Source organism: Ruegeria faecimaris (genome assembly GCF_900182615.1).
GTDB lineage: Bacteria > Pseudomonadota > Alphaproteobacteria > Rhodobacterales > Rhodobacteraceae > Ruegeria > Ruegeria faecimaris.
In genome coordinates this window covers 810655-834287 of record NZ_FXTE01000001.1, presented here as the reverse complement: position 1 = coordinate 834287, position 23633 = coordinate 810655, and the positions used below count along the sequence as shown (strand labels likewise).

Annotated in this window: 20 protein-coding genes; 4 read left to right on the top strand and 16 right to left on the bottom strand. The window is 57.7% G+C overall.

Features of this window, described 5'->3' with window-relative positions:
- Positions 1-65: 65 nt before the first annotated feature.
- Complete coding sequence (gene metG / locus FN806_RS04130) at positions 66-1784, bottom strand: methionine--tRNA ligase (protein ID WP_142634291.1); 1719 nt, start codon at positions 1782-1784, stop codon at positions 66-68.
- A 256-nt stretch (positions 1785-2040) separates the two neighbouring features.
- Here metG and FN806_RS04125 point away from each other — a divergent pair, with 256 nt between their 5' ends.
- Positions 2041-2757, top strand: a complete 717-nt coding sequence (locus FN806_RS04125) for an OB-fold-containig protein (RefSeq protein ID WP_142634289.1) — start codon at positions 2041-2043, stop codon at positions 2755-2757.
- A gap of 34 nt (positions 2758-2791) precedes the next feature.
- Entirely contained in the window at positions 2792-4462 is a 1671-nt protein-coding gene (locus tag FN806_RS04120) for a flotillin family protein (RefSeq protein ID WP_142634287.1), read from the top strand.
- Between the two features lie 30 nt (positions 4463-4492).
- Here the strand turns inward: FN806_RS04120 and FN806_RS04115 are convergent, their stop codons facing one another.
- The 7 genes from FN806_RS04115 to FN806_RS04085 all read right to left on the bottom strand — a co-directional run bounded on the left by FN806_RS04115 (position 4493) and on the right by FN806_RS04085 (position 11423).
- On the bottom strand, positions 4493-5716 hold the full coding sequence (locus FN806_RS04115) for an MFS transporter (protein WP_142634285.1): 1224 nt from the start codon (positions 5714-5716) through the stop codon (positions 4493-4495).
- Between the two features lie 70 nt (positions 5717-5786).
- Entirely contained in the window at positions 5787-6383 is a 597-nt protein-coding gene (locus tag FN806_RS04110) for a YceI family protein (RefSeq protein WP_142634283.1), read from the bottom strand.
- Positions 6380-7594, bottom strand: a complete 1215-nt coding sequence (locus tag FN806_RS04105; RefSeq protein WP_142634281.1) for an MFS transporter — start codon at positions 7592-7594, stop codon at positions 6380-6382. Before FN806_RS04105 ends, FN806_RS04110 begins: the two co-directional genes overlap by 4 nt.
- A 61-nt stretch (positions 7595-7655) precedes the next feature.
- Positions 7656-8282, bottom strand: a complete 627-nt coding sequence (locus FN806_RS04100) for an ImuA family protein (protein WP_142634279.1) — start codon at positions 8280-8282, stop codon at positions 7656-7658.
- Positions 8283-8330: 48 nt separating this feature from the next.
- A complete protein-coding gene (locus tag FN806_RS04095; RefSeq protein ID WP_142634277.1) occupies positions 8331-8912 on the bottom strand; it encodes a retropepsin-like aspartic protease family protein in 582 nt (193 codons plus the stop codon).
- 40 nt (positions 8913-8952) lie between these two features.
- Positions 8953-9573 carry a MarC family protein gene (locus FN806_RS04090; protein WP_142634274.1) on the bottom strand — a complete coding sequence of 207 codons (621 nt, stop codon included), beginning with the start codon at positions 9571-9573 and terminating at the stop codon, positions 8953-8955.
- Positions 9570-11423, bottom strand: a complete 1854-nt coding sequence (locus tag FN806_RS04085; RefSeq protein WP_142634272.1) for an ABC-F family ATP-binding cassette domain-containing protein — start codon at positions 11421-11423, stop codon at positions 9570-9572. Before FN806_RS04085 ends, FN806_RS04090 begins: the two co-directional genes overlap by 4 nt.
- Before the next feature lie 106 nt (positions 11424-11529).
- On the opposite strand from FN806_RS04085, the gene FN806_RS04080 reads away from it, so the two are divergent.
- Positions 11530-12732 (top strand): multidrug effflux MFS transporter, encoded by a 1203-nt coding sequence (locus FN806_RS04080; protein WP_185956617.1) that lies wholly within the window; start codon positions 11530-11532, stop codon positions 12730-12732.
- Positions 12733-12849: 117 nt separating this feature from the next.
- Complete coding sequence (gene ndk / locus FN806_RS04075) at positions 12850-13272, top strand: nucleoside-diphosphate kinase (RefSeq protein WP_142634270.1); 423 nt, start codon at positions 12850-12852, stop codon at positions 13270-13272.
- Positions 13273-13326: 54 nt separating this feature from the next.
- On the opposite strand, the gene FN806_RS04070 is transcribed toward ndk, so the two are convergent.
- The 8 genes from FN806_RS04070 to FN806_RS04035 form a co-directional block, all read right to left on the bottom strand.
- Entirely contained in the window at positions 13327-13674 is a 348-nt protein-coding gene (locus FN806_RS04070; protein WP_142634268.1) for a TfoX/Sxy family protein, read from the bottom strand.
- Positions 13675-13748: 74 nt separating this feature from the next.
- Positions 13749-15119, bottom strand: a complete 1371-nt coding sequence (locus FN806_RS04065; protein WP_142634266.1) for a sensor histidine kinase — start codon at positions 15117-15119, stop codon at positions 13749-13751.
- Positions 15112-15792, bottom strand: a complete 681-nt coding sequence (locus tag FN806_RS04060; protein ID WP_142634264.1) for a response regulator transcription factor — start codon at positions 15790-15792, stop codon at positions 15112-15114. The genes FN806_RS04065 and FN806_RS04060 overlap by 8 nt, the downstream gene beginning before the upstream one ends.
- 183 nt (positions 15793-15975) lie before the next feature.
- Positions 15976-17412 (bottom strand): Do family serine endopeptidase, encoded by a 1437-nt coding sequence (locus FN806_RS04055; protein ID WP_142634262.1) that lies wholly within the window; start codon positions 17410-17412, stop codon positions 15976-15978.
- A gap of 753 nt (positions 17413-18165) precedes the next feature.
- Positions 18166-18765: a nucleotidyltransferase family protein gene (locus tag FN806_RS04050; RefSeq protein WP_142634260.1), complete on the bottom strand. Its 600-nt coding sequence runs from the start codon at positions 18763-18765 to the stop codon at positions 18166-18168.
- Between the two features lie 31 nt (positions 18766-18796).
- On the bottom strand, positions 18797-21214 hold the full coding sequence (locus tag FN806_RS04045; protein WP_142634259.1) for a GcvT family protein: 2418 nt from the start codon (positions 21212-21214) through the stop codon (positions 18797-18799).
- Between the two features lie 93 nt (positions 21215-21307).
- Positions 21308-22615, bottom strand: coding sequence for an HlyC/CorC family transporter (locus FN806_RS04040; protein WP_142634257.1), 1308 nt, complete (start codon positions 22613-22615; stop codon positions 21308-21310).
- A gap of 63 nt (positions 22616-22678) precedes the next feature.
- Positions 22679-23632: a site-specific tyrosine recombinase XerD gene (locus tag FN806_RS04035; RefSeq protein ID WP_142634255.1), complete on the bottom strand. Its 954-nt coding sequence runs from the start codon at positions 23630-23632 to the stop codon at positions 22679-22681.
- Position 23633: the final 1 nt, after the last annotated feature.

Here is a 23633-nt window from a genome sequence, read left to right as displayed (position 1 = left end):
GATCAAACGCAAAATGAAAAAAGGGGGCCGTTAAGCCCCTTGTATTCTTTTCCCGGTCGGGTGTCTTAGGTGCGGACACCTGCAAAACGGTCCTGCCAGTCTTCGCGCTGTTCGTCGGTGATCTTGGCGAACAGAACATCGGGAACGGCAAAGTCGTGGCCTGCGGGCAGGGCGGACAGGGCCGCCGCAACATCGTCAGGCCAGGCGGTATCCATCGTGTTCATCGCGCTCAGCATACGGGCGGTGGTTTCGGGAATGAACGGCGCACTGAGCACGGCATAGAGCCGGATCAAGTTCAGACCCAGACGCACCTGTACCGCGGCCTGTTCGGGATCTTCCTTGAAGGTCGACCAGGGTGCCGCGGATTGAAGATACTCGTTCCCGGCAACCCAGATGGCGCGCAATTCCTGGGCGGATTTGCGAACTTCCATTGCCTCCATGAACCCTTCATAGGCGCGGACGCGGCGGGTCAGCTCTTCGATCAGGGCCTGCTCGCGGTCGCCATAGGTGCCGCCTTGGGGCACCGCCTCGCCGAATTTTGAGCGGCAGAACTTGGTGATCCGGCTGACGAAGTTGCCCAACACATCGGCCAGATCCTTGTTCACCGATTGCTGGAAGTTCTCCCAGGTGAATTCGCTATCGCTGCTTTCGGGCGCATGGCTCAGCAGCCACCAGCGCCAGTAATCGGCAGGCAGGATGTCCAGCGCCTGGTCCATGAACACGCCGCGACCTTGGCTGGTTGAGAACTGGCCGCCGTCATAGTTCAGGTAGTTGAAGGATTTCAGATGGTCGACCATCTTCCACGGCTCACCCGAACCTAGAATGGTCGCCGGAAAGGACAGGGTATGGAAAGGCACATTGTCCTTACCCATGAATTGAACATAGCGCACGTCATCGGCACCTTTGTCAGTGCGCCACCAGCGCTCCCACTCGGCATCCGCTTTGCCGGTCGCATCAGCCCATTCCTTGGCGCAAGCGATGTATTCGATCGGCGCGTCGAACCAGACGTAAAAGACCTTGCCCTCCATGCCGGGCCAGTCCTGATCGCCCTTCTTGACCGGCACGCCCCAGTCCAGATCGCGGGTAATGCCACGGTCTTGCAGGCCGTCGCCGTCATGTAACCATTTCTTGGCGATCGAGGTGGTCAGGATCGGCCAATCGGTCTTGGAGTCGATCCAGGCGTTTAGTTGATCCTTCATTGATGACTGGCGCAAATACAGGTGCTTGGTTTCGCGCACCTCAAGGTCGGTCGAACCGGAAATGGCCGAGCGCGGCTCGATCAGGTCGGTCGGATCCAGTTGCTTGGTGCAGTTTTCGCACTGGTCGCCACGTGCACGGTCGTACCCGCAGTTGGGGCAGGTGCCTTCAATATAGCGGTCAGGAAGAAAGCGCCCATCGGCGTGGGAATAGACCTGTTTCTCGCTCACTTCGCGGATCAACCCGGCGTCATCCAATTTGCCTGCGAAATGCTGGGTCAGCGCCTTGTTCTGGGGGCTGGATGAGCGGCCAAAGTGATCAAAGCTCAGGCCAAAGCGCTGTGCGATATCGGCCTGCACGCCATGCATCTCGGCACAGTATTCGGCGACCGGCTTGCCTGCCTTGGCGGCGGCCAGCTCGGCGGGGGTGCCGTGTTCGTCGGTGGCGCAGAGAAACATGACCTCATTCCCCCGGCCGCGCTGATACCGCGCATACAGGTCGGCGGGCAGTTGCGAGCCGATCAGATTGCCGAGGTGCTTGATCCCGTTGATGTAGGGGATCGCCGAGGTGATGAGAATCCGAGCCATGTTCCGTTTCCGCGTATGTAACTGCAGGCCCGTCTATCTTATGTCACAGCCCAGCAAAAGCCCGGCTTTTGCACGGATGCAACTTTCCGGCCCCATGCACGGAAAAATCCCCAAAGAACGGGTTTCCCGACTGCCGCTGTGTCACCGTGTCAATTACCCATAGGTTGAAATATAGAATCACAACCTCTTGAAACTTTGTCATGACTCCCCATATTTACTGCATACCATCGTATACAATAACGGAGGCGGCCCACTGATGTTCAGTTTTCTACTCGAGGGTGCATTTGTGCCCTTTACCATCGCGATTGCTCTGTTGTTTGGCCTTTTGGGGCTGGAACTGGTGGCGCTGATGCTGGGTGGAAGCCTGATGGCGGGCGAGGGCGACGTTGACCTTGATCTGGTTGACGCTCCGGAATTGGACATCGGTGATTTCGAACTTGATCTGGATGCGGATGTCGATCTGGGTGAGTTCGAGCTGGCCGAGGTTGCGGCGGAAACGCCGGTTGTGACCTCGGACGGTCCTGCAAGCTGGCTGGGCTTTGGCAAAGTGCCGTTCATGATCTGGCTGGTGGTTCTGCTGGCTGGTTTCGGCCTGTCTGGCATCGGCCTGCAGCTGGGCCTGCGTGATGTGATGGGCTTTGATCTGCCCTCATGGATGGCTGCGATCCCGGCTGGGGCCTTAGGCATCTGGTTTGCGCGTGGCTTTAGCGCGGTCTTTGCCCGCCTGCTGCCGAAAACCGAGACCGAGGCTATGTCCGAACGGATGCTGGCCCGCCGTCGCGGTTTCATCTCGCAAGGGACAGCATCGCATGGCCGCCCGGCCGAAGTGCGGGTCATGGATCGCTTTGGCAATGCGCATTACCTGCGCGCTGAGCCCCTGCAGGACAAGGATACGCTGGAACAAGGCACTGAAGTGCTTGTCCTGCGCGACCGACGGCAAGACCGGTTCGTTCTGGTCGGCTTGTCAAACTAACTAAATTTCAAACCCCAATCTCGGAGGAATTTGCATGGAACTTACATTCCTAGCCGTCACAGTTGTGACCATTTTAGCGGTCGTTATGTTCATCGGCCTTGTACTGGCCCGACTCTACCGCCGCGCAACCCGCGAGGTGAGCCTGGTGAAAACCGGTGCTGGTGGTAAGAAAGTCATCATGGATGGTGGCGTCATCGTCGTGCCGCTGTTGCATGAGGTCAGCCCCGTCAACATGAAGACCCTGCGTCTTGAGGTGCAGCGCAGCGCCGAGGCCGCTTTGATCACCAAAGACCGGATGCGTGTTGACGTGGGGGTCGAGTTCTATGTCTCGGTCATGGCCACCGAAGAGGGCATCGCACGCGCGGCCCAAACCCTGGGCGACCGTACATTCGACGTCGAACAGCTGCGGGAAATGATCGAAGGCAAATTGATCGACGGTCTGCGCGCCGTGGCCGCGCAGATGACCATGGACGGTCTGCACGAAAACCGCGCTGACTTTGTGCAAGAGGTGCAGAATGCGGTCTCCGAAGACCTTCTGAAAAACGGCCTGTCGCTGGAATCGGTCTCGCTGACCGCGCTGGACCAGACACCGTTCGAAGCGCTGGATGAGAACAACGCCTTTAACGCCGTGGGTATGCGCAAGCTGGCCGAGGTGATTGCGACCTCGAAAAAAGAGCGCGCGCAGATTGATGCGGATGCCGAGGTAGAAGTGCGCCGTGCTGCGATGGAAGCTCAGCGTCAGAAGCTGTTGATCGACAAGGACGAAGAGCAGGCGCGCATCGAACAGACGCAACAGATCGAAACCCTGCGCGTGGCGCAAGAGGCCGAGATCGCCGCGCGGACCGAGGATTCTGTACGTGAAACCGAGCGTGCCCGGATTGCGCGCGAGGAAGCAATTCGAGCGGCTGACATTGAACGCGAGCGTAAAATCCGTGAGGCCGAGATCTCGAAAGAGCGTGAGTTGGAGGTTGCCGAGCAAGAGCGTCAGATCATCATCGCGCAGAAATCCGAAGAGGAAAGCCGCGCCCGTGCCTCTGCCGATCTGGCCCGCGCTGAGGCGACCAAAGCGACCGAAGCGGTGGTTACCGCCCGTCAGGTGGCCGAGGCCGAGCGACAGAAGCAGATCGTTCTGATCGAAGCGACGCGTGAGGCGGAACGTCAGGCCACAGCCATCCGTCTGGCCGCCCAGGCCGAGAAAGAGGCCGCCGCTGACCGTGCTGAGGCGCGCCGCGAAGAGGCGCAAGCCGAAGCGGATGCGCTGAACATCCGCGCCGAGGCCAAGAAGAACGACATGCTGGCCGAAGCGGAAGGTAAGCGCGCGATTGTCGAGTCTGACAATGCCCTGTCCGTTGATCAGATCCGTCTGAAGGTTGATCTGGCCCGGATTGAGGCGATGCCGACGATCATTGCGGAAATGGTCAAGCCCGCGGAGAAGATCGACTCGATCAAGATCCATCAGGTTGGCGGGATCGGTGCCGCCGGTGGTGGCGGAGGCGCCAATGGCGACAAGCCGGTGGTGAACCAGGCGCTGGATTCGATCATGGGCATGGCCGTTCAGATGCCCGCGTTGAAAAAGCTGGGCGAAGAGCTGGGCCTGTCGATGGAAAACGGGGTCGGGGGCATCGTCAACGGCGCGCTAGAGCCCACTGTTAAACCAGCCGATGAGGCAGAAGTGGTTGATCAGAAACCACGAACCGAACACTAAAAGAATGGGCCGGGAATTTCCCGGCCCTTTTTACTGCTTCTCGCGCGACCGTTTCAACAGGCGCCCGATAGTAAAAGAAGTTCGTGGCGAATAGACATAGTTGGTGCGCTCTTCGGGGGTCGGACGTGAGCGCATCCGCGCCAGTCCAAAGATGATCAGGAAGACGTGGCCAAGCGCTACAAAGGCAAAAAGCGCGCCGGGTCCAAAGGATTGGATCAAAGTGGATGACACGTAAGGCGAGGCAATCGCACCCAGCGCATACCAGAACATCAGCGCGGCAGAGAGCTCGACCCGTTGTTCGGTTGTGGCAAAGTCATTGGCGTGCGCGGATGAAACCGAGAAAATCGGGAAGGTCGTAAAGCCGAACAAACACGCGGCCAGCATGACGCCGACGGTTCCGGTGTTGCTGGCGGCCATGGTCACTCCACAGCTCAGGACGGCGGCAACCGAAAGCCAGATCAGTACCCAGCGCCTGTCGTATTTATCGGCCAGCCATCCCATCGGATATTGCGCCAACGCGCCGCCCAGCACGAAAGACGCGAGGAAAAACGCGATCTGATCGACGCCAAGCCCGACCTCTTGCCCGTAAACAGGGCCGACCATCCGAAAGGACGCCGAGCTTAATGCGGCAACCACCACCCCGGCCACCGCCAGAGGAGAGCTGTTCCAGGCCAGTTTCGGGCGCAGCCGCGGGGCGTCGGGCGTTTCGGGCTGGCTGGCGCGCGTCAGGGTCAGTGGCAACAGGGCAGCGCAGCACAGGATCGCCAGCAAGTTATACGAGACATATGATGCTGGTGGCAGAACTGCGATGATCAGCTGGGCGCAGAGGGACGCGCCCATATCGACGATGCGATAGGTGCCCATGGCGCGCCCGCGCGTCTCATTCGTGACTTTTGCGTTCAGCCAGGCCTCGATCACTGTGTAGCACCCGGCGACACAGGCGCCTGACGCGATCCGAAGGGCCGCCCAGATATAAGCGTTGTCCGTCAGGGTGTGCCCCAGCAACCCCATTGCGCCCAAAGCTGTGCAAACGGCAAATGCCCGCGAATGGCCGACGCTTCCCATCAGGCGCGGGGCCCACCAGCATCCGACAAAGAAGCCAACGAAATGGGCCGAGCCCAACAGACCAATTTGCCCGGTGGTGAAATTCAGGGTCAGGCCGGAAATCGCATCCAGCGGGCCAACGCCACCGGTGGACAGTTGAAGCAGAATGACGGAAAGAAATAGGGCGGCAAAGGAAATGATCGTGCGCATGATGGGCTCAGATTGCGATATTTCCAGCGCGGTGCGCGCGGCTTATCGACTTTGTGGCGTCGTTTTTGATCTATCCAGTCTTTTTGATCTTGGCCCGGATATCAAGGCCAACAGTTTCCTTTACGAGGTCGGAATAACCCGAGGCGCCAAATTCGTGACGGTTCAGTGAACCGCTGAGTTGGATGGAGAGGTTATTCAAGTTGTCTCGGGCGCTGCCGGGCGGGCGAAAAATATTGGCGCGCAATGTGATTGGTCGCGTTACACCACGCAAGGTCAGATCACCTGTGATCTCGGCCCCGTTCGAGATACGTCCACCTTCGCCAAGCTGAATATCGGTCGAGGTGAAATGAATTGTGGGAAATCCTGTGGCGTCCAGAACCCCAGCGCTGAGCATGGGTTTGCGGGCAAAGGGCAGGTTGGTTCGCGCCTTGGCAACGTTCAGCGAAACATCCACCCGGCTGTTGGCCAGGTCGGTCGTGTCAATTCGGATATCTGCAGATCGTATCGGCATGGTTCCGGACTGTGTGATTCCGGACAGCTCGAACGTAAAATCTACGGAAGTGCCATTGCGGACCAGTTCATAGGGACGCAACCCGGCCAGAGCCGGGTGCGCAAATGGAAGGGCGGTCAACCCGGACAGTACAGCGCGCCTTGTCAGTTGGGTCATATCATGACCTCCTGCCTGCGGGGCCGCGATCGCCTTAGCAACATCAGCAGGATAGCGATGTTCAGCCCGTTCCAGAGGATGCCATTGATAAAGGCCAGTTGATAATTTCCGGTTAAGTCGAATATCCACCCGGACATCCATCCGCCCAGTGCCATGCCCATGATGGTCATCATCATGACAAAGCCAACGCGTGCTCCGGCCTCTTGCGGGGGCATATATTCACGTACGACGAGCGCATAGCTGGGGACAATGCCGCCCTGCGCCAGACCGAACATGAGGCTGATAATGTAAAGTGAGGCCATCCCGTCATAGGGAAGGAACAGAAATAGGGCGATACATTGCAGGAAAGAGCCGACCAGCAATGTCATCAACCCGCCCAGCTTGTCGGCGACCAACCCCGAGATCACTCGGCTGACCACGCCGCCCAGCAACATCAGCGAGAGCATCTCGGCCCCGACCGCCGGGCCATATCCGAGCCCGACGCAGTAGGACACGATATGGACCTGCGGCATCGACATGGCCACGCAACAACCGATTCCGGCCAGACCAAGAACGTATTGCAAGCTGCGCGGCGATATTCCCACGCTGCGCGCGTTGATCTGCGCATTGGCGGCGGCGGTCCGATGGGCCTCGATCGGGACTTGCCGGCGCAGCAGCAGAGACAGGGGTATGACAACGAGCAGCGTTATGACCGCCAGCGTCAGATAGACCTGCTGCCATCCCTCACGTGCAAGGATGCCTGACAGAAGCGTTGGCCAGATCGCCCCGGACAGGTAGTTTCCGCTGGCAACCAACGCCACCGCAATCCCGCGGCGTTTCATGAACCAGTGTGAGATGTCCGCGATCAGAGGGCCAAAACCAACAGCCGTGCCCAACCCCAACAGCAGATGGGCCAGTGACAAGAGCAGCATATTCGGCGCCCATGTTGCCAACAGATAGCTGACCGCGCTCAGAAGGGCGGCACCGATCAGTGCCTTGGTCACGCCCAACCGATCAACCAGTTGCCCCAGCCACATGTTCCCCAGTGCAAACCCGATCATCGACAGGACATAGGGAAATGAGGCTTCGGCCCGACCGGCGCTGAATTGCGCCTCGATCGCGGGCATCACGACGATTACCGCCCACATGCCCACATTCGCCACCGTAGCGATTGCGAGGGTGATCAGAAGGCGAAGCCAAGAATAGCGACTGTCATGGATTGGATGGCTCATACCGGAACGCTAGGGTTGGATGTAGCACTTGGCTAGTCACAAGTGCCGTGAGCCGCGTAACTTATTCCCCCCAATACACATCTTGGGCCTTGATCCGCGTCAGGTTCAGCCCGGCATGCGTCTTGGTCTGGGTGGCCTGCCAGCTGACCGGGGGCAGGGCGCGGGCGCGACGGCGGGTCAGGGTCCAGCAGGGAACCCCGGCGTGATGATCCGCAGCCATGTGCCAGCGGGTTTCAACCCCCTGTGCGCCGCCATCGCCAGGGGTCAGTAACAGGCCCAGCGGGGCTGGCCCCATCGTGCCGCCTTGTTCCGCGGCCAGATGCATCCGTCGGACCGGCGTCAGGCCGGGCGCCTCGGGCAGATCGCAGATCACCAGTGGGGTTGCCCCGCTGCGCAACGCTTCTTCCATGCACCACAGCAGATCCTCGGCATGGTTGGGGCGGGCAAACAGGAACCGGGCCGGATCGGCAAAGGCCATCATCCCACCGGGGTGCAACTGGCTGGCCTCCCACGCGGGGGAAATCCACAGAACCGGCCCCTGTGCCTGACCGGCCAACCACATGGCAAAGCTGCGCCGGGCGGGGCCGCAGGCCTCGTGCACGCGGGCCAGTTGCAGGGTGATCTGCGGATGGAGATTCAGCCCTGCCATTTGTCGTGCGGGTTTGCGGCCAAGAAGGTGTGTGGACATGCTATTACTCTAGCATGTTCTTATTATGTTCTCAATATCGAGAGGGTATCAGCGCGACAGGATCAGACGCCCATCCGCGAATTGTATATTCGAGAACCGGTGCAGGTAATCCATGCCCAGCAAGGACTGATCCAGCGCCCCTTCATTCACCCAGGCCGAGACATTGCGATCCGTGATGGGCCCCAGTTCAAGGCTGTCCAGTCGTATCGGGGCGGTGCGCACCTCGCCATTGGCCGTCAGGGCCCGCCCGAAATAGTTCAGCTGATCGGGGTCAACACCGATGCGTCTGGCATCCGCCTCGTTCAACACAATCTGGCTGGCGCCGGTATCGACCAAAAAGGTGATGGGCTCTCCGTTGACCAGAACCGGTAGATAGTAGTGCCCGTCATAGGCGCGCGGCACCTCGATGCTTTCGCCGGTCACGGTCATCTGCGGGGCAGGGCCCACAGTGCTGCGGATATCGCCCCATAGTCCATAGGCGGCAATGATGCCGATAAAAATAAACACCCAGGCCAGAGCCTGTTGCAACGTTTTGTTCAGGCTTTGCCGGTTCTGAGAGATAAACCAGGCCACGACCGCTGCGCCCAGCAATCCAAGATAGGCCAGATTTGCAATGCTGTCGCCGTCCATACCGCTACCTTACTGCGTCACTCGAATCCAATATGGGGATTTATGACGCAAATCCAAAGGCTTTTAGCCCATCCAAGATAAACTGAACTGACAAGGCCGCCAGCAGCATGCCCAACAGGCGGGTCAGCACATTCAGCCCGGTCTTGCCCAGAATTCGTGCCACCGCGCCTGAAGACAGGTAGGTGACGAACACCATCGCCACTACGATCAGCATCATGCCGATCACCACGGCCAGACCCTCTATGCCCGGATGCTGCCCGGCCAGCAGGATCATTGTGGCAATCGCGCCGGGTCCTGCAATCAGGGGAATACCCAACGGAAATACCGAAGGATCAGGATGCTCTTCTTCTTCGGCGCTGTTTTCGCGCCGCTTGGTGCGCCGTTCGAACAGCATGTCCAGCGCTGTGAGGAACAACAGAACGCCGCCCGCAACGCGGAACGCCTCCATCGAGATGCCAATAAAGCCCAGAACCGCCTCGCCGAATGCGGCGAACATGGCCAGAATCCCAGCCGCCGTCAGACAGGCGCGCACCGCTATTGTATAACGCGCATGCCGATCCATGCCTTGTGTCAGGGCCACAAAGATCGGCGTTTGTGCTGGCGGATCAATGACCACAAGCAATGTTGTAAACGAGGTTATGAGAAAGGCTGTATCCATCATGCTGCGGTCTCTGCCTGTTCCAACCGCTCTGCTGCAACCACCCAAAGCGCCTCGGCTTTTTGCATTGCCTCGACCACCTCGGAAAATTTCCGGTTCCAGGTCGCCAGGTCGTTGATCTTGTCGTCTTCATACAAACTGGGGTCAGCCAGTTTGGCCGAGAGTTTTTCGTGCATATCCGTCAATTTCTCGATCCGTTCCTCGCATTTGCGCAGATCGGCGCGCAGGTTCAGAACCGCCTCGCGCGATGGGCGTTTGGGCTTGGCCGTCAGCGGCTTTTCCTTAACAGGTTTGTCGCGGCCCAGCAGTAGGGACCGATAAGATTCCAGATCCCCGTCAAACTGTTTGACGGATCCGTCCGAGACCAGCCAGAGGTGGTCCGCCACCAGCGAAAGCAGGTGCATGTCATGACTGACCAGCACTACAGCCCCGGAATAGGCGGTCAATGCCTCAACCAGCGCCTCGCGGCTTTCGATGTCCAGATGGTTGGTCGGTTCGTCCAGAATCAGCATATGCGGGGCGTCGATGGTGGCAAGCAGCAGCGACAGGCGCGCCTTTTGTCCGCCGGACAGCCGCCCGACCTTGGTTTCTGCCTGATCGGCATTCAATCCGAACCCGGCCAAACGCGAGCGCCACTTGCCCGGAGCTTCATTCGGGCGCAATCGGCGCAGATGATCCAAGGGCGTCTCGTCCACATGCAGCTCATCCACCTGATGCTGTGCAAAATAGCCGATGCGCAGCTTGGTGCTGCGGCTCATCTTGCCAGCCATCAACGGCAGACGATCAGACAGCAGCTTGGACAGGGTCGATTTGCCCTGACCGTTCTTGCCCAGCAGCGCGATACGGTCATCCTGATCAATGCGCAGGTTCAGTCTGCGCAACACCTCGGTCTCGCCGTATCCCGTCACACCGCCTTCGATCTGAATGATCGGGGGCGACAGTTCTTCGGGTTCTGGGAAGGAAAAAGCGCGCAGAGCAGCCTCTTGCGGGGTCGAGACCAACTGAATTCGTTCGATCATCTTCAGGCGCGACTGGGCCTGAACTGCTTTGGACGCCTTATAGCGAAAGCGATCCACGAAGCTTTGCAGATGTGCGATGCGCGCCTTGGCCTTGGTGTTTTCCGATTCCGCCTGTGCCAGACGTTCGGCGCGGCGTTCCGCGAATTTATCGTAAGGCACCGCGTAATAGGTCAGCTTGCGATCTTCCAGATGCAGGATCGACCCCACAGCGCGGTTCAGCAACCCGCGGTCATGGCTGATGATGATCACCGTGTGCGGATATTTCGCCAGATAGCTTTCCAGCCACAGAGCGCCTTCCAGATCCAGATAGTTGGTCGGTTCGTCCAGCAGCAACAGATCAGGCTGCGAGAACAGCACCGCTGCTAGCGCGACGCGCATGCGCCAGCCGCCGGAAAAGTCCGAACAGGGTTTCAGCTGATCCTCGTCATCGAACCCCAACCCTTTGAGGATCGAGGCTGCGCGCGCTTCGGCCGACCAGGCGTCGATATCGGCCAGCCGGGTCTGAATATCGGCGATGCGTCCGGGGTCGGTGGCACTATCGGCTTCAGTCATCAACGCGCTGCGCTCGGTATCGGCGGCCAGAACGGTATTGATCAGTGAGGCATCGGACGAGGGCACCTCTTGCGCCACGCCACCAATACGCGCCCGTTTCGGGACAGCGATACTGCCCGATTCCAGCGCCAGCTCCCCCCGGATCAAGCGAAACAGGGTGGTCTTGCCGGTGCCATTGCGCCCCACTAGTCCAACCTTGTGGCCATCGGGGATGGTTGCGCTTGCGCCCTCGAACAAAGGGCGGCCTTCAACGGCATAGGTGATGTCTTGAATCCGTAACATATGCTGCTCTTAGCAGAGCCGTTATGCCGCCGCCAGCAGCTTGCATGTTCAACCGGCATTCAATGTGTTAGCGCTGTTTTGCCTGAAGTTTTCACACGGTTCCATCATGCATACAGCCCGAACACCTCCGTCGTTGGTCACGCTGGTCTTTGCCACGGCGTTGTCGGTGCTGACGCTGAATATGTTCCTGCCATCGCTGGCGCATATGAGCGTGGACTTTCAGGTGGATTACGGCCTTATGAATCTGGCGGTTGCGGGATATCTGGCGGTTTCTGCTGTGCTGCAACTGATCATGGGTCCTCTGTCGGATCGATATGGGCGCAGACCGGTCCTGTTGATCTGCATGTCGATCTTCGTGGTCGCATCCATCGGCTGCGTGCTGGCTGGGTCAATCTGGGTGTTTCTGGGTTTTCGCCTCATTCAGGCTGTGGTCGTCGCCGGGTCTGTGCTGTCCAGCGCCTCAATCCGCGACCGCTATCCCCCCAACGAGGCGGCCAGCAAGCTGGGCTATGTCGCAATGGCTATGGCGCTGGCGCCAATGCTTGGGCCGATGCTGGGCGGCGCGTTGGACATGCTGTTTGGCTGGCGCTCGGGGTTTGTTCTGTATTCCTTACTTGGCACCGGTCTGCTGGCTTTGCTGTGGTTTGATATGGGAGAGACCAATATAAACCGCGCCCCAACATTCGCGGCGCAGCTGAAGGAATATCGGCATCTGTTCCGCGCCCGCAGGTTTTGGGGTTATGCCCTATGCGCGGCATTTTCGATCGGCGGTTTTTTCAGTTTTATCACCGGTGCACCGTTGGTTGCAGCTGCTTGGTTTGATCTGAGCCCCGCGATGCTGGGTCTTGGGATCGGCATTATCACCGGCGGGTTCATGGTCGGGAATTTTGTCACTGGCCGATTGGCGGCGCGGACGCAGTTAACAACGATGATCCTGATAGGGCGGAATGTAGCCACGGCAGGGCCGCTTTGCGGGTTGCTTCTGTTTTGGGTCGGGCTTGGTACGGTTTGGGTCTTTTTCGGCTCGGCCATCTGTGTCGGTTTCGGCAATGGACTGACCAACGCCAATGCATCGTCGGGCGTGATGTCGGTTCGTCCCAAACTGGCAGGCAGCGCGGCGGGCCTGTCAGGTGCAATGATCGTTGCGCTGGGGGCGGTTCTGACCACGATCACCGGCGCCTTTGTCAGCCCGGAAAACGGACCCTTTCTTGTGCTTGGCATGATGTGCGGGTGCAGCTTTATCGGCCTTCTGGCCGTGCTCTATGTTCGTCGGATCGACAGTCTGGACCCGTTGCCCAGCACATTGTGACCGGCAAAGCGCCGGAGCAGGGCATCATAACACTTTTCATAAGCTACAGACCATGATACGCGGCCCGCGATGGATTTCGGCGCGGGCCCCGCGCCCTATTTTTAAGGAGAGGCCGACATGGCACTGGAACGCACATTCTCGATCATCAAACCCGATGCAACCCGCCGCAACCTGACTGGCAAGATCAACGCCAAGTTTGAAGAGGCCGGTCTGCGCATCGTTGCGCAAAAGCGCATTCACATGACCAAAGCACAAGCTGGCAAGTTCTATGACGTCCATGCCGAGCGCCCGTTCTATGACGAACTGTGCGAATTCATGTCGTCCGAGCCGGTTATTGTACAGGTTCTGGAAGGCGAAGGCGCCATTGCCAAGAACCGCGAAGTCATGGGCGCAACCAACCCTGCAGATGCGGCCCCCGGCACCATCCGCGCCGAGTTCGCTGAATCGGTTGGCGAGAACTCGGTCCACGGTTCAGACGCACCGGAAACAGCAGCGGTTGAGATTGCCTATTTCTTCTCAGGCATCGAACTGGTCGGCTAATCTGTTTTAAGATCAAGCCTATAAAGCCGCTCCCGGGGTCGGGGGCGGCTTTTTCTATGCGGGTTTCAAATCGTCCGAAGATACCCGGACGCCGATTCCATCCAGATCCGCAATCATCTTCGTCTCAGGCGCAGTACTGTTGCTGGCTTTGATTGCGTCGAACCTTTGCCGCAGGGCTTTTTTCTCTTCGCCTTTGCAATCGTTCCAGGGGCGGCCTTGCAGCCCCATCACCAAAACATAATAGCCGATGAAATGAGGGCGCGATCCTGCCTGCAAGAGTTTTGCATAGGCCGCGTCGGGGCCTATCTCGCGCAGTTGCTGGGCCGAGTGGATACCGGCGCGCGCGCAAGCCTGTTCATAGGCCGGGCCGAGATTACGGATAGTTGAGATCGGGTCAGACATAATCGACGTTTTAACCGGTGTCAGAATTACTGTCACCCGATCCTTTTTTACCTTTGCGGTTCATGATCACCGGATCAGGGTTTGCGCGACAGACGAATAGTGGCTTCTAGGCCCGGATCACAGTTGCGGGCGTCGAACATGCCTTTGTGCATATGCGATATCGCTGCGACCAAAGCCAGGCCCAGACCTGCATTGCGCTCGGTCCGGGCGGGATCGAGTGTCACAAAGGGCATCTGCAGACGGGCCAGATCATCCTGTGGTACACCGGGGCCGTGATCCCGCACGCTGAGGTTGGTATACAGGCCGTCATCCGCAATATTGATCGTGATGGTCGAAGCATCAGGCGCGTATCGCAGAGCATTTTCCAACAGGTTGGACAGTGCCTGAGATAAAAGGGGGCGGTGGCCGGGAAGGGGGGCAGTTGACCCTGTAACTTCAAGTGTTACGCCCTGATCCGTCGCAACCGGATCATAGAGCTCGACCACGTCTGCCACGAGTTGCTTAAGGTCGACATCTTCGAACTGCTCTCGCCCGACACCTGCTTCGGCACGCGAAATCTCAGTCAGTTGGCCCAGAACCCGCAGGACATGATCAACCTCGGTCGTCGCGCGCGCGATGTCGATTTCGCGATCCTGTTCGGATTTGCGGCTATCTGACAGGGATTCGACCCGCTGTTTCAACCGCGACAAAGGAGAGCGTAGATCATGCGCGATCGAATTCGAGGTTGTCCTTAGATTGCTGACCAACTCCTCGATCCGGTCCAGCATCGTATTGAGCGTACCTGAAACCTGATCGAATTCATCACCGGTCCCGCGCAAGGGCATCCTGCGCGACAGGTCGCCTGAAACGATATTTTCTGCGGTCGAGGCGATGTCAGACAGGCGCGAAAAGACGAGCCTGGTAAACAGCCAGCCTGTCAGGACGCTCAGCGCCAGCGCGATTGCCAGCGCGAAGCCGACCGAGCGTAAAAGAACACGGTCAAACTGCTGTCGTGCCAGCGCATCCCGCCCGACAAGCAGGCGTTCTCCGCCCGGCAGACGAATGGATGCAGCCGAGATTGGCACCAGCTGTTCGCTGTCCGAGCGTCGCAGCTCTAGTTGGACCCAACCACTTCCGGCAGTGATGTCATCGGGCCATTGTCTCAGGTTGCCAGCCAATTTCGTCCCGTTGCGGTCGGTCAACAAATAGAGGGCATCCCGTTCAGAGGCGGTGGGAATACGGCGTTCGATGGCTGTCAGCAGACCGATGAGCCCGCGCCTTTCGTATTCATCGGCCAGACCGGTCAATTCCGCGGAAACCACCGAGCGGGTTTCGCTTTCGATACTGCGATTTGCGGTGACATAGACAAGGGCCAGCACGGTGGCTGTCAGCAATGTGCTCAGAACCATGCTGGCCAGAACCAAACGTGTTCTGGAATTATTGAACGAAAGCCGTAGGTTATCCATCAGATATCATGTAACCTGCGCCCCGGACTGTTTCAATCAACGGGATCTCTCCGCCTTCATCCAATTGGCGGCGCAGTTTCGAGATATGGACGTCAACCACATTGGTGTTCGGGTCGAAATGATAATCCCAGACACCTTCCAGCAACATGGTGCGTGACACTACGCGGTTCTTGCGTCTCAGGAAGAATTCCAAAATCTGAAATTCACGCGGTGTCAGGGTAATCTCTCGCCCGTTGCGGGTGACTTTGCGGGTCAGCAAATCCATATCCAGATCGCGGCAGGTCAGGGTTGGGTTTTCCTCAGATTCCTGCGGGCGTCTTAACAGAGCTTCGATCCGCGCATGCAGTTCCTGAAAAGAGAACGGTTTGACCAGATAATCATCTGCACCGGCCCTCAGGCCTTTGACTCTCTCATCGACCGCGCTCATTGCGGTTAACATCAGAACCGGAGTTTTCAGACCCGCGGCGCGCATGGATTTGATCAGTGACAGGCCGTCTAGACCGGGCAGCATTCGGTCCAGAACGATGGCGTCAAAGCCACCATCTGTGGCGTGATACAGCCCTTCGCGCCCATCCGCGGCCTGTTCGACGACATATCCTTCCTCGCTGAACCCTTTTGCTATGAATTCCCGGGTGTCTTCATCATCTTCAACGATCAACAGGCGTCGGCTCATGATCTGAAATCCTTTCTACCGGAACTTAAACACAATTTTTCAAACAAAGTACAAGATTTGACCAGTTTAGATGCCGGGTGCGTCGTTGCGCACCCGGCTGCTCCGGCAGATTGCGGACAATTCAATCATGCCAGAGAGGCGCCCGCCAGATCTCCCCATCACGTGGCGCGCGCAGGTGTTCGATCAGGCGATTTCCACCGCAACAAAGATCTGGTTGCCGCCACGGTTGATCAGGACAAGCGCGGGATCGGTTTTTTCGCTGTCCAGCGCGTCTTTCAGCGCGTCAGGAGTGGCCGTATCCTGGTTGCCCAGCTTCACGATCACGTCGCCACGCTGAAGACCGGCTTTGGCTGCAGGGCTGTCCGGTTTCAGGTCCGTGACGATCACACCGTCAATATTCTCGGCCACGCCCAGTTCCGCACGGTTGGTTTCTGTTAGCGGTGCAACGGTGACGCCCAGGGCGGTGCCCGAAATGCCTTCATCCACTGACTTGTCCATTTCGGCCGATGCGGACTGATGCTGTCCGATCGTCAACTTTATGTCTTGCTCACTGCCGTTGCGTAAAACTGTAAGCGTGCTTTCTGTTCCAACCTTGGTAGTTCCGACAAGGATCGGCAGGTCGCTGCTGGACGCGACGGGTTCGCCGTTAAAGGTCAGGATGACGTCGCCCTGTTCCAGGATGCCTTCGGCAGGGCTGTTGGCAACAACGTCCGAAACCAATGCGCCGTTTGAGGCATCAATTCCCATCGCCGCAGCGATCTGAGGGCTGACATTCTGGATTGACACACCCAGCCAACCGCGGCTGACTTGGCCATCATCGCGCAGATCCGCAGCAATATGGTCCACAATGTTCGACGTGACGGCAAAACCTAACCCGACCGACCCACCGCTCGGGGAATAGATGGCCGAGTTCACGCCGATAACCTCACCATCCATGTTGAACAGCGGGCCACCGGAATTGCCTTTGTTGATGGCCGCATCCGTCTGGATGAACTCGGCATAAGGTCCCTGCGAAATATTGCGGTCCTTGGCCGATACAATCCCGGTCGTCACGGTCGAGCTGAGGCCAAACGGGTTCCCGATGGCGACGACATCCTCGCCCACACGGATTACATCGCTATTGCCAAGCTCTACGGCCTGAAGTGGCTCGCCCGCGTCGATCTTGAGAACCGCGATATCGGTCAACGGGTCGGTACCGATCACCTCAGCCTCAAAAGCTCGGTCATCATTCAGGCGCACGGTCACGGTCGCTGCATCGTCGACCACGTGATGGTTCGTAATGATGTACCCGGCTTCATCCAGTACAAAACCTGACCCCAAACCCTGAGAAGGACCACGACGGGGGGCATCGAACCCTTCAGGCACGCCAAAGCGTTTGAAGAATTCACCGAATGGTTGGCCTTCGAAATCAAACTGTTGTCCATTTTCCGGGCCCTTGGCGGCGTTTTGTTCCGCGATGATGGTCACGACAGAAGGTGACACGCTCTCAACTAAATCAGCCAGCGCTTCGTCAGCTTTCGAGGGCAGGGCGGTCGTCGCCAATAATGCCGCACTCAGCGCTGAGACGCCTATCCAGTTTGATGTGCGTGGCATAAGAAGAGAGGATTTACGGATGCTCATTTTGGTCTCCTGATTGAAGCACGCGACACTGGCCGCGCCTTGGATCAAGAGATGCTGCATCAGTCTGTGACTTTCCTGATTGGTTGGTTAATAAATCTTAATTTTGCCACAAACGAGAGGCTCTATCCCGGCGTCGGGTGGCAAAGATTCGCGGAATTCTTCCGAATCATAAGGTGAGAATCGGTGGATTGTTGCCTGTTCGGCAGTCAAATGATGATTTTGGTTGAATTAAATCTGTTTGATAAACAAAGCGAGCGCTCAGAAATTGATGGATTTATGACACAGCCATTGGTTGTGAGTAGATCTGATGTCATAGGCTGAATTTGCCGGAAACATATCATATTATGAACATGTTATATATATGGTCTGTGATAAATGGAGTGTACTTGCATTTAGATTTTCTCGGACGAACAACCTATAGTAGAGACATATTGAGAGAAATGTTGCGTAAAAACCAAACTGATACATCAGAAAATGCAAGTTTAGGCCAATTTTACGTTGTTTGAGAGCATCTGATAGGTGACGATGGTCTTGCCCAAGCGAAGGGAAGTCGGCGGCACTAGGGGGTGCCAACGGCTTGTCACAGTCTCTGGAAGCGCTGAGCGGCATGTTAACGAGGGGGTCTTGTTTAGGTTCGGTTGCGGAATATTCGGAATGCCTAGTGTGTTCTGGACGCGCTTTCAGGATCAGTGAAAAGTGGTAGTCCTTAATTGGGTAACCGGCCCGGTCTTCATTGACCGGGCCGTACTCGTTTTAACTGTTGCGATTTTTGGTCCAGATATCCCATGCTTCGGGCGTGTCCAGATCCAGCACGGCATGTTGGCCGGGGAGCACACATAGATGGACCTTGTCCGGATGGTCCCGAACCACAGATTGTGCTCCTTCGTCTCCGGTCAGGCGGCTGATCTGATCGAACAGGAGACGGCTGAAGATCACAGGGTGGCCAGGCTGTCCTGACGCGGTCGACCCGCGCCAGATCAGCTTATCCGGATACGCCTTAGTTGCCTTGATCAGCGTCTGAAGGTCATCCAGAGTGATTTCAGGCAGGTCAGCTAGCAGAACCATGACGGCTTCGGCCTCTTGCCCAACAGCGGACAGAGCCCCTCGTAAGCTGGCATTCATACCTTCCTCTGCATCTGCGATTTCGACCAGATGCAGGTCCAGCCCCTGCAACACGTCGTACCTGGGATGAGGCTTGGACGGCAGGGCAACAATAACCGACGATGCGGCCCGTGCTGTCTGGGCGGAACGGAGCAGCAGCGGGCAGCCATCAATTTCTTGCAGCAGCTTATCTGCGCCTCGCATACGCCGGGATTGTCCGGCGGCCAGAAGGATGATGGGTATTTGCGTCATGCGCCGACAATGCAGACGTATGAAAGCAGTGTCATCCCCTCATACGCGCGCCATCGGCGTCGAATAACGGTTCTGAGATCACGCGTGCCTTGCACAACTGGCCAAGTATTTCGATTTCTACTTCCAGCCCGTCCGCAGCGCGGTCTGTTGGCAGAAACCCCATGGCAATGGACTTGCCTGCATAGTGTGAATAGCCACCCGAAGTGCAAAACCCGGCGACCTTTCCGCCCAGCCAAACCGGCTCATACGCGTTGACATCAGCGTCCTCGGCATCAACCTCGAACGCAACCAGTCGACGGGCAGGGCCAGAGGCGCGTTCAGCCTCGGCAGCTGCGCGGCCAATGAAATCGGCGTTCTTAGAGAATGAAATGAACCGATCCAGACCGGTTTCCGCGGCTGTGTAATCAGGCGAGAATTCTCGCATCCAGGAGCCAAAGAACTTGTCCAGACGCAGGCTCATCATCGCGCGCATGCCAAATGGAACGATGCCGTGTTCTTGCCCAGCCTGCCATAATGTCCACCACAACTGCCTTTGTGCCATGGGATCGCAGTAGATCTCGTACCCCAAATCGCCGGTATAGCTGACGCGCTGGACGATACATTCGGCCATCCCAACGGTCATGCGGCGCAGATCGAGGAACCGAAATCCGCTCAGGTCATCACGGGTGCAGGCCGCCAGAACCTGCGTGGCTTTTGGGCCGGCGATCTGGAACCCGTTCTGCCGATCGCTGATGTTTTCGACAGCTACGCCATCCTGCGCATTTTGCAGGAACCAGCGCATGTGAAACGCCTGAGAGCCGTAGGAGGCGGTTAGGCGGAACTCGGTCTCATAAAGACAGGAAACGGTAAAATCACCGATCAGCTTGCCCTTTGGTGATAGCATCGGGGTTAGCGACACGCGGCCCGGTTTCGGGATTCGGCCCGCCATGATCCGATCCAGCCAATCACGGGCAGCAGGTCCAACAATGCGGTATTTACCAAAATTGTGCACTTCGTTGATGCCAACACCTGATCGCACGGCCCGAACTTCGCGCCCGGTGGCATCGAATGCGTTGGATCGGCGGAACGAGGGCGTTTCATAGCCGGGTTCATCCCCCTGGGCGAAGTAATTGGGCACCTCAAGCCCGTATTGCTGACCCCACACAGCACCAAGATCGGTAAAGATATCATACATCGGCGTTGTGCGGGCTGGGCGGGCTGCCGGCAATTCCTCGTTCGGATAAGAGACGCTGAACCGCTTCTGATAGTTCTCGATGACCTTTGGACGGGTATAGCCCGGGCTGATCCAATCCCCGAACCGCGCCACGTCCATCGCAAAGACGTCGCGTTCTGGCTCACCCTCAATCATCCATTGCGCCAGTGTCAGACCAACGCCGCCGCCCTGGCTGAACCCGGCCATCACGCCGCAGGCCGACCAATAGTTGCGCAACCCCGGAACCGGCCCGACCAGAGGATTGCCGTCCGGTGCAAAGGTAAACGGCCCGTGGATCACCGATTTCACACCAGCCTCGGCCAGAACAGGAAAGCGGCGATAGGCGAATTCAATACTATCGGTGATCTTATCGAAATCATCGGGAAGAAGCTCGTGACCGAAATCCCACGAGGTGCCGTCGACAGCCCAGGGCCTGCAGGTTTGTTCATAAAAGCCGATGCACAGACCGCGTCCCTCTTGCCGCAGATAGCTTTCGCCGGCGGGATCCATGACATGGGGATGTTCGCCACCTGCGTCGATAATTGCCTCAATTTGGGGGATCGAGTCGGTGACTAGGTACTGATGTTCCATCGGATGCAGCGGGAAATAGACACCGGCCATGGCGCCAACCTCGCGCGCCCAGAGCCCACCAGCGTTGACCACATGTTCAGCATGAATCGTGCCCTTGTTGGTGACCACATCCCAGGTGCCATCGGCGCGCTGATTTGTTTCGTGCACCATGCAATGGGTTTCGATTGTTGCGCCGCCCATCCGCGCCGCTTTGGCATAGGCATGGGTTGTTCCGGACGGATCAAGATGTCCGTCCAGCGGATCATAGAGCGCGCCGATGATGCCGTCGGTATTGGTGATCGGTGCGATTTTCCTTATCTCTTCAGGGCCTACGATTTCGGTCTCTAACCCCATAAAGCGGTGCTTGGCACGTTCGGCCAGGAGCATGTCAAACCGGTCGCGGTTGTCGGCCAACGTTATGCCGCCAACGTGGTGCAGGCCACAGGACATGCCGGTGATCTCTTCCAGCTCTTTATACAGCCGGATCGTATAGCCTTGCAGTGCGGCCATGTTGGTGTCGCCGTTCAATGTGTGGAAACCACCCGCCGCGTGCCAGGTCGAGCCACTGGTCAATTCGGACCGCTCCAGCAGCATCACATCCGACCAGCCCAGCTTGGTCAGGTGATAAAGAACCGAACACCCGACAACGCCGCCACCGATTACAGCTACCTGAGTTGTTGTCTTCACGTCACAGACTCCCCTTGCGATATAGTCAAAGCCTGCAATCGCAGAACCAGGGATACTGTTCCGTTCACGACATAGGCTGTCGCGGCGAGAGGATCAGAGGGGACGGATCTTCAGCTCTGTGATCCTGTTGCCTTCGCGCGCGACGACTTCGAATCTGAAACCGTGGAACGAGAATACCTGACCCGTGATCGGGATCATCTGCGCTTCGTGGATGACCAGACCGGCCACGGTATTGGCCTCTTCGTCGGGCAAAGACCATTCCATCGCGCGGTTTACATCGCGGATCGTCATGGCGCCTTCAACAAGATACTGGCCGTCTTCGGTTCGCGTTACCGGGACGTCCTCATCAATATCAAACTCATCAGCAATCTCGCCGACGATTTCTTCGAGGATATCTTCAAGCGTGATTAGACCCCTGAGTGAACCATATTCGTCGACCACCAGCGCAAAATGGCTATGCATCCGCAGGAATTCCCGCATCTGATCGTCCAGAGTGGTCGTTTCAGGAACAAAATAAGGGGCGTTCGCTACCTTTGAGACATCGAACTCTTTCAGTCGGTTGTTTTCACGTTCGCTGCTTCCTGCATGAGCATACATAGCGCGGAACAGGTCTTTGGCGTGAACAACCCCAACGATGTTTTCTGGTTCGTCCCTAAAGACAGGCAGGCGTGTATGGGGGCTTTCAAGGCATTGTTTCAGGATCGCCTCGGGAGCATCATCCGCATCAACCATCTCGATATTCGAACGATGGAGCATGATCTCTTCAACCGCACGTTCACCCAGATCCAAGGCGCCCAGAATACGGTCACGGTCTTCCTTCTCGACCACGCCTTCGGAATGGCCCAGATGCAGGGCCCCAACGATTTCGTCGCGCACGGCCAGAATGTTGCTGTCCGGGTCGATCTGTACACCGAACAGGCGTAAAACCCCCCGTACCAATAGGCGTACGGCCGAAACGACCGGTGAGAATAAGGTGACAACCACGCTGATGATCGGAGCAACGGCGGATGCCGCTTTTTCCGAATTGGTTATGGCATAGGTCTTGGGCAAAACTTCAGCAAAGATCAGAACCAACAAGGTCATGACCAGGGTTGCCAATGCTACGCCGCTTTCGCCAAAGAGGCGCGTGAACATCGCTGTGGCCAACGAGGCCGCAAGAATGTTGACCAGGTTGTTGCCCAGCAAAACCGATCCGATCAGCCGTTCGTTGTCGTCGGTGATGTCCAGCGCCTTCTGCGCCCCGCGCGACCCTTTGTCCGCCTGCGCCCGCAGCTTGCCGCGTGACGAGGCCGTCAGAGCCGTTTCAGAACCCGAGAAAAACCCCGATAAGAAGAGCAATAGCAATATGGCACCGGACGTAAGCCAGAATGTGCCGTCGATCAGAGAAGTTGAGGGTTCCATCGGTCCTTAGCTGCTTGTGTTTCTGCGTCTGTTATGGGGGCGCGGCTTGACTGGATCAAGGAGTTAGCCCTTTTCAACTGGATCTTTAGCTAATGGGTGATGCTGCAACACCAGTTCAGCCAGCCGTTCTTCCAGGACATGAGTATAGATTTCTGTGGTCGCCACATCCGCGTGACCAAGCAATGTTTGAATCGATCGCAAATCGGCACCGTTGGCAAGAAGATGTGTCGCAAAAGCGTGACGCAAGGTGTGAGGTGTAACCTTTTCGGGCGAGACCCCACCGTGAACCGCCAGTTCCTTGATCAGATGATAGAACATATGCCGTGTCAGATGCCCGGCCTTGCCACGTGAGGGAAAAAGAAATCGGGAACTCTGCCCACCCTTTGTAACACGCTTTTCCTCAGTCTCATCCCGAGCCGCCAACCATGCCGAAAGCGCCTGTCGAGCCGGAGGGGACAGTGGAACCATCCGCTCTTTGCCGCCTTTTCCCAATACCAAGAGCATCCTTGGATCGCCGCGCGCCGATGACACCGGCAACGATACCAGTTCAGTGACACGCATCCCGGTGGCATACAGGATTTCCATCAGGCAGGTATTGCGCAGCTTTTCGATGTTGTTTCGCCCGCTTTCGCGCGCAGCAATCAATAACCGGTCCACCTCGGATACATCCAGAGTTTTCGGCAGCCGCTTTGGCCGTCCTGGACCTTTGATCTTGATCGCGGGGTTTGTCGAACGCCAGCCTTCCTCGAATGCGAACCGATAAATCTGTTTTATGGCAGACAAACGGCGGGCGCGGGTGGATTGAGCCAATCCCTGTGCGTCGCAACTGATCAGGTAATCCTCAACCTGCTTGGCGTCGGCCTCGGCAAACCCAATTTTCCGGCGCCGCAGCCAGGCCGCAAAATCCTTGAGATCGCGGCCATAGGCAACAAGCGTATTTTGGGCAGCGCCTAACTCGGCGGCCTGTGCTTCCAGAAAGATCGAAATCCAGATTTCGTCAGAGCCCGGAGACGTCATG

What these genes read in the sequence shown, in the direction of transcription:
- metG (WP_142634291.1), bottom strand. Translation starts at nt 1,784, where the DNA reads ATGGCTCGGATTCTCATCACCTCGGCGATCCCCTACATCAACGGGATC.
- FN806_RS04125 (WP_142634289.1), top strand. Translation starts at nt 2,041, where the DNA reads ATGTTCAGTTTTCTACTCGAGGGTGCATTTGTGCCCTTTACCATCGCG.
- FN806_RS04120 (WP_142634287.1), top strand. Translation starts at nt 2,792, where the DNA reads ATGGAACTTACATTCCTAGCCGTCACAGTTGTGACCATTTTAGCGGTC.
- FN806_RS04115 (WP_142634285.1), bottom strand. Translation starts at nt 5,716, where the DNA reads ATGCGCACGATCATTTCCTTTGCCGCCCTATTTCTTTCCGTCATTCTG.
- FN806_RS04110 (WP_142634283.1), bottom strand. Translation starts at nt 6,383, where the DNA reads ATGACCCAACTGACAAGGCGCGCTGTACTGTCCGGGTTGACCGCCCTT.
- FN806_RS04105 (WP_142634281.1), bottom strand. Translation starts at nt 7,594, where the DNA reads ATGAGCCATCCAATCCATGACAGTCGCTATTCTTGGCTTCGCCTTCTG.
- FN806_RS04100 (WP_142634279.1), bottom strand. Translation starts at nt 8,282, where the DNA reads ATGTCCACACACCTTCTTGGCCGCAAACCCGCACGACAAATGGCAGGG.
- FN806_RS04095 (WP_142634277.1), bottom strand. Translation starts at nt 8,912, where the DNA reads ATGGACGGCGACAGCATTGCAAATCTGGCCTATCTTGGATTGCTGGGC.
- FN806_RS04090 (WP_142634274.1), bottom strand. Translation starts at nt 9,573, where the DNA reads ATGATGGATACAGCCTTTCTCATAACCTCGTTTACAACATTGCTTGTG.
- FN806_RS04085 (WP_142634272.1), bottom strand. Translation starts at nt 11,423, where the DNA reads ATGTTACGGATTCAAGACATCACCTATGCCGTTGAAGGCCGCCCTTTG.
- FN806_RS04080 (WP_185956617.1), top strand. Translation starts at nt 11,530, where the DNA reads ATGCATACAGCCCGAACACCTCCGTCGTTGGTCACGCTGGTCTTTGCC.
- ndk (WP_142634270.1), top strand. Translation starts at nt 12,850, where the DNA reads ATGGCACTGGAACGCACATTCTCGATCATCAAACCCGATGCAACCCGC.
- FN806_RS04070 (WP_142634268.1), bottom strand. Translation starts at nt 13,674, where the DNA reads ATGTCTGACCCGATCTCAACTATCCGTAATCTCGGCCCGGCCTATGAA.
- FN806_RS04065 (WP_142634266.1), bottom strand. Translation starts at nt 15,119, where the DNA reads ATGGATAACCTACGGCTTTCGTTCAATAATTCCAGAACACGTTTGGTT.
- FN806_RS04060 (WP_142634264.1), bottom strand. Translation starts at nt 15,792, where the DNA reads ATGAGCCGACGCCTGTTGATCGTTGAAGATGATGAAGACACCCGGGAA.
- FN806_RS04055 (WP_142634262.1), bottom strand. Translation starts at nt 17,412, where the DNA reads ATGAGCATCCGTAAATCCTCTCTTCTTATGCCACGCACATCAAACTGG.
- FN806_RS04050 (WP_142634260.1), bottom strand. Translation starts at nt 18,765, where the DNA reads ATGACGCAAATACCCATCATCCTTCTGGCCGCCGGACAATCCCGGCGT.
- FN806_RS04040 (WP_142634257.1), bottom strand. Translation starts at nt 22,615, where the DNA reads ATGGAACCCTCAACTTCTCTGATCGACGGCACATTCTGGCTTACGTCC.
- FN806_RS04035 (WP_142634255.1), bottom strand. Translation starts at nt 23,632, where the DNA reads ATGACGTCTCCGGGCTCTGACGAAATCTGGATTTCGATCTTTCTGGAA.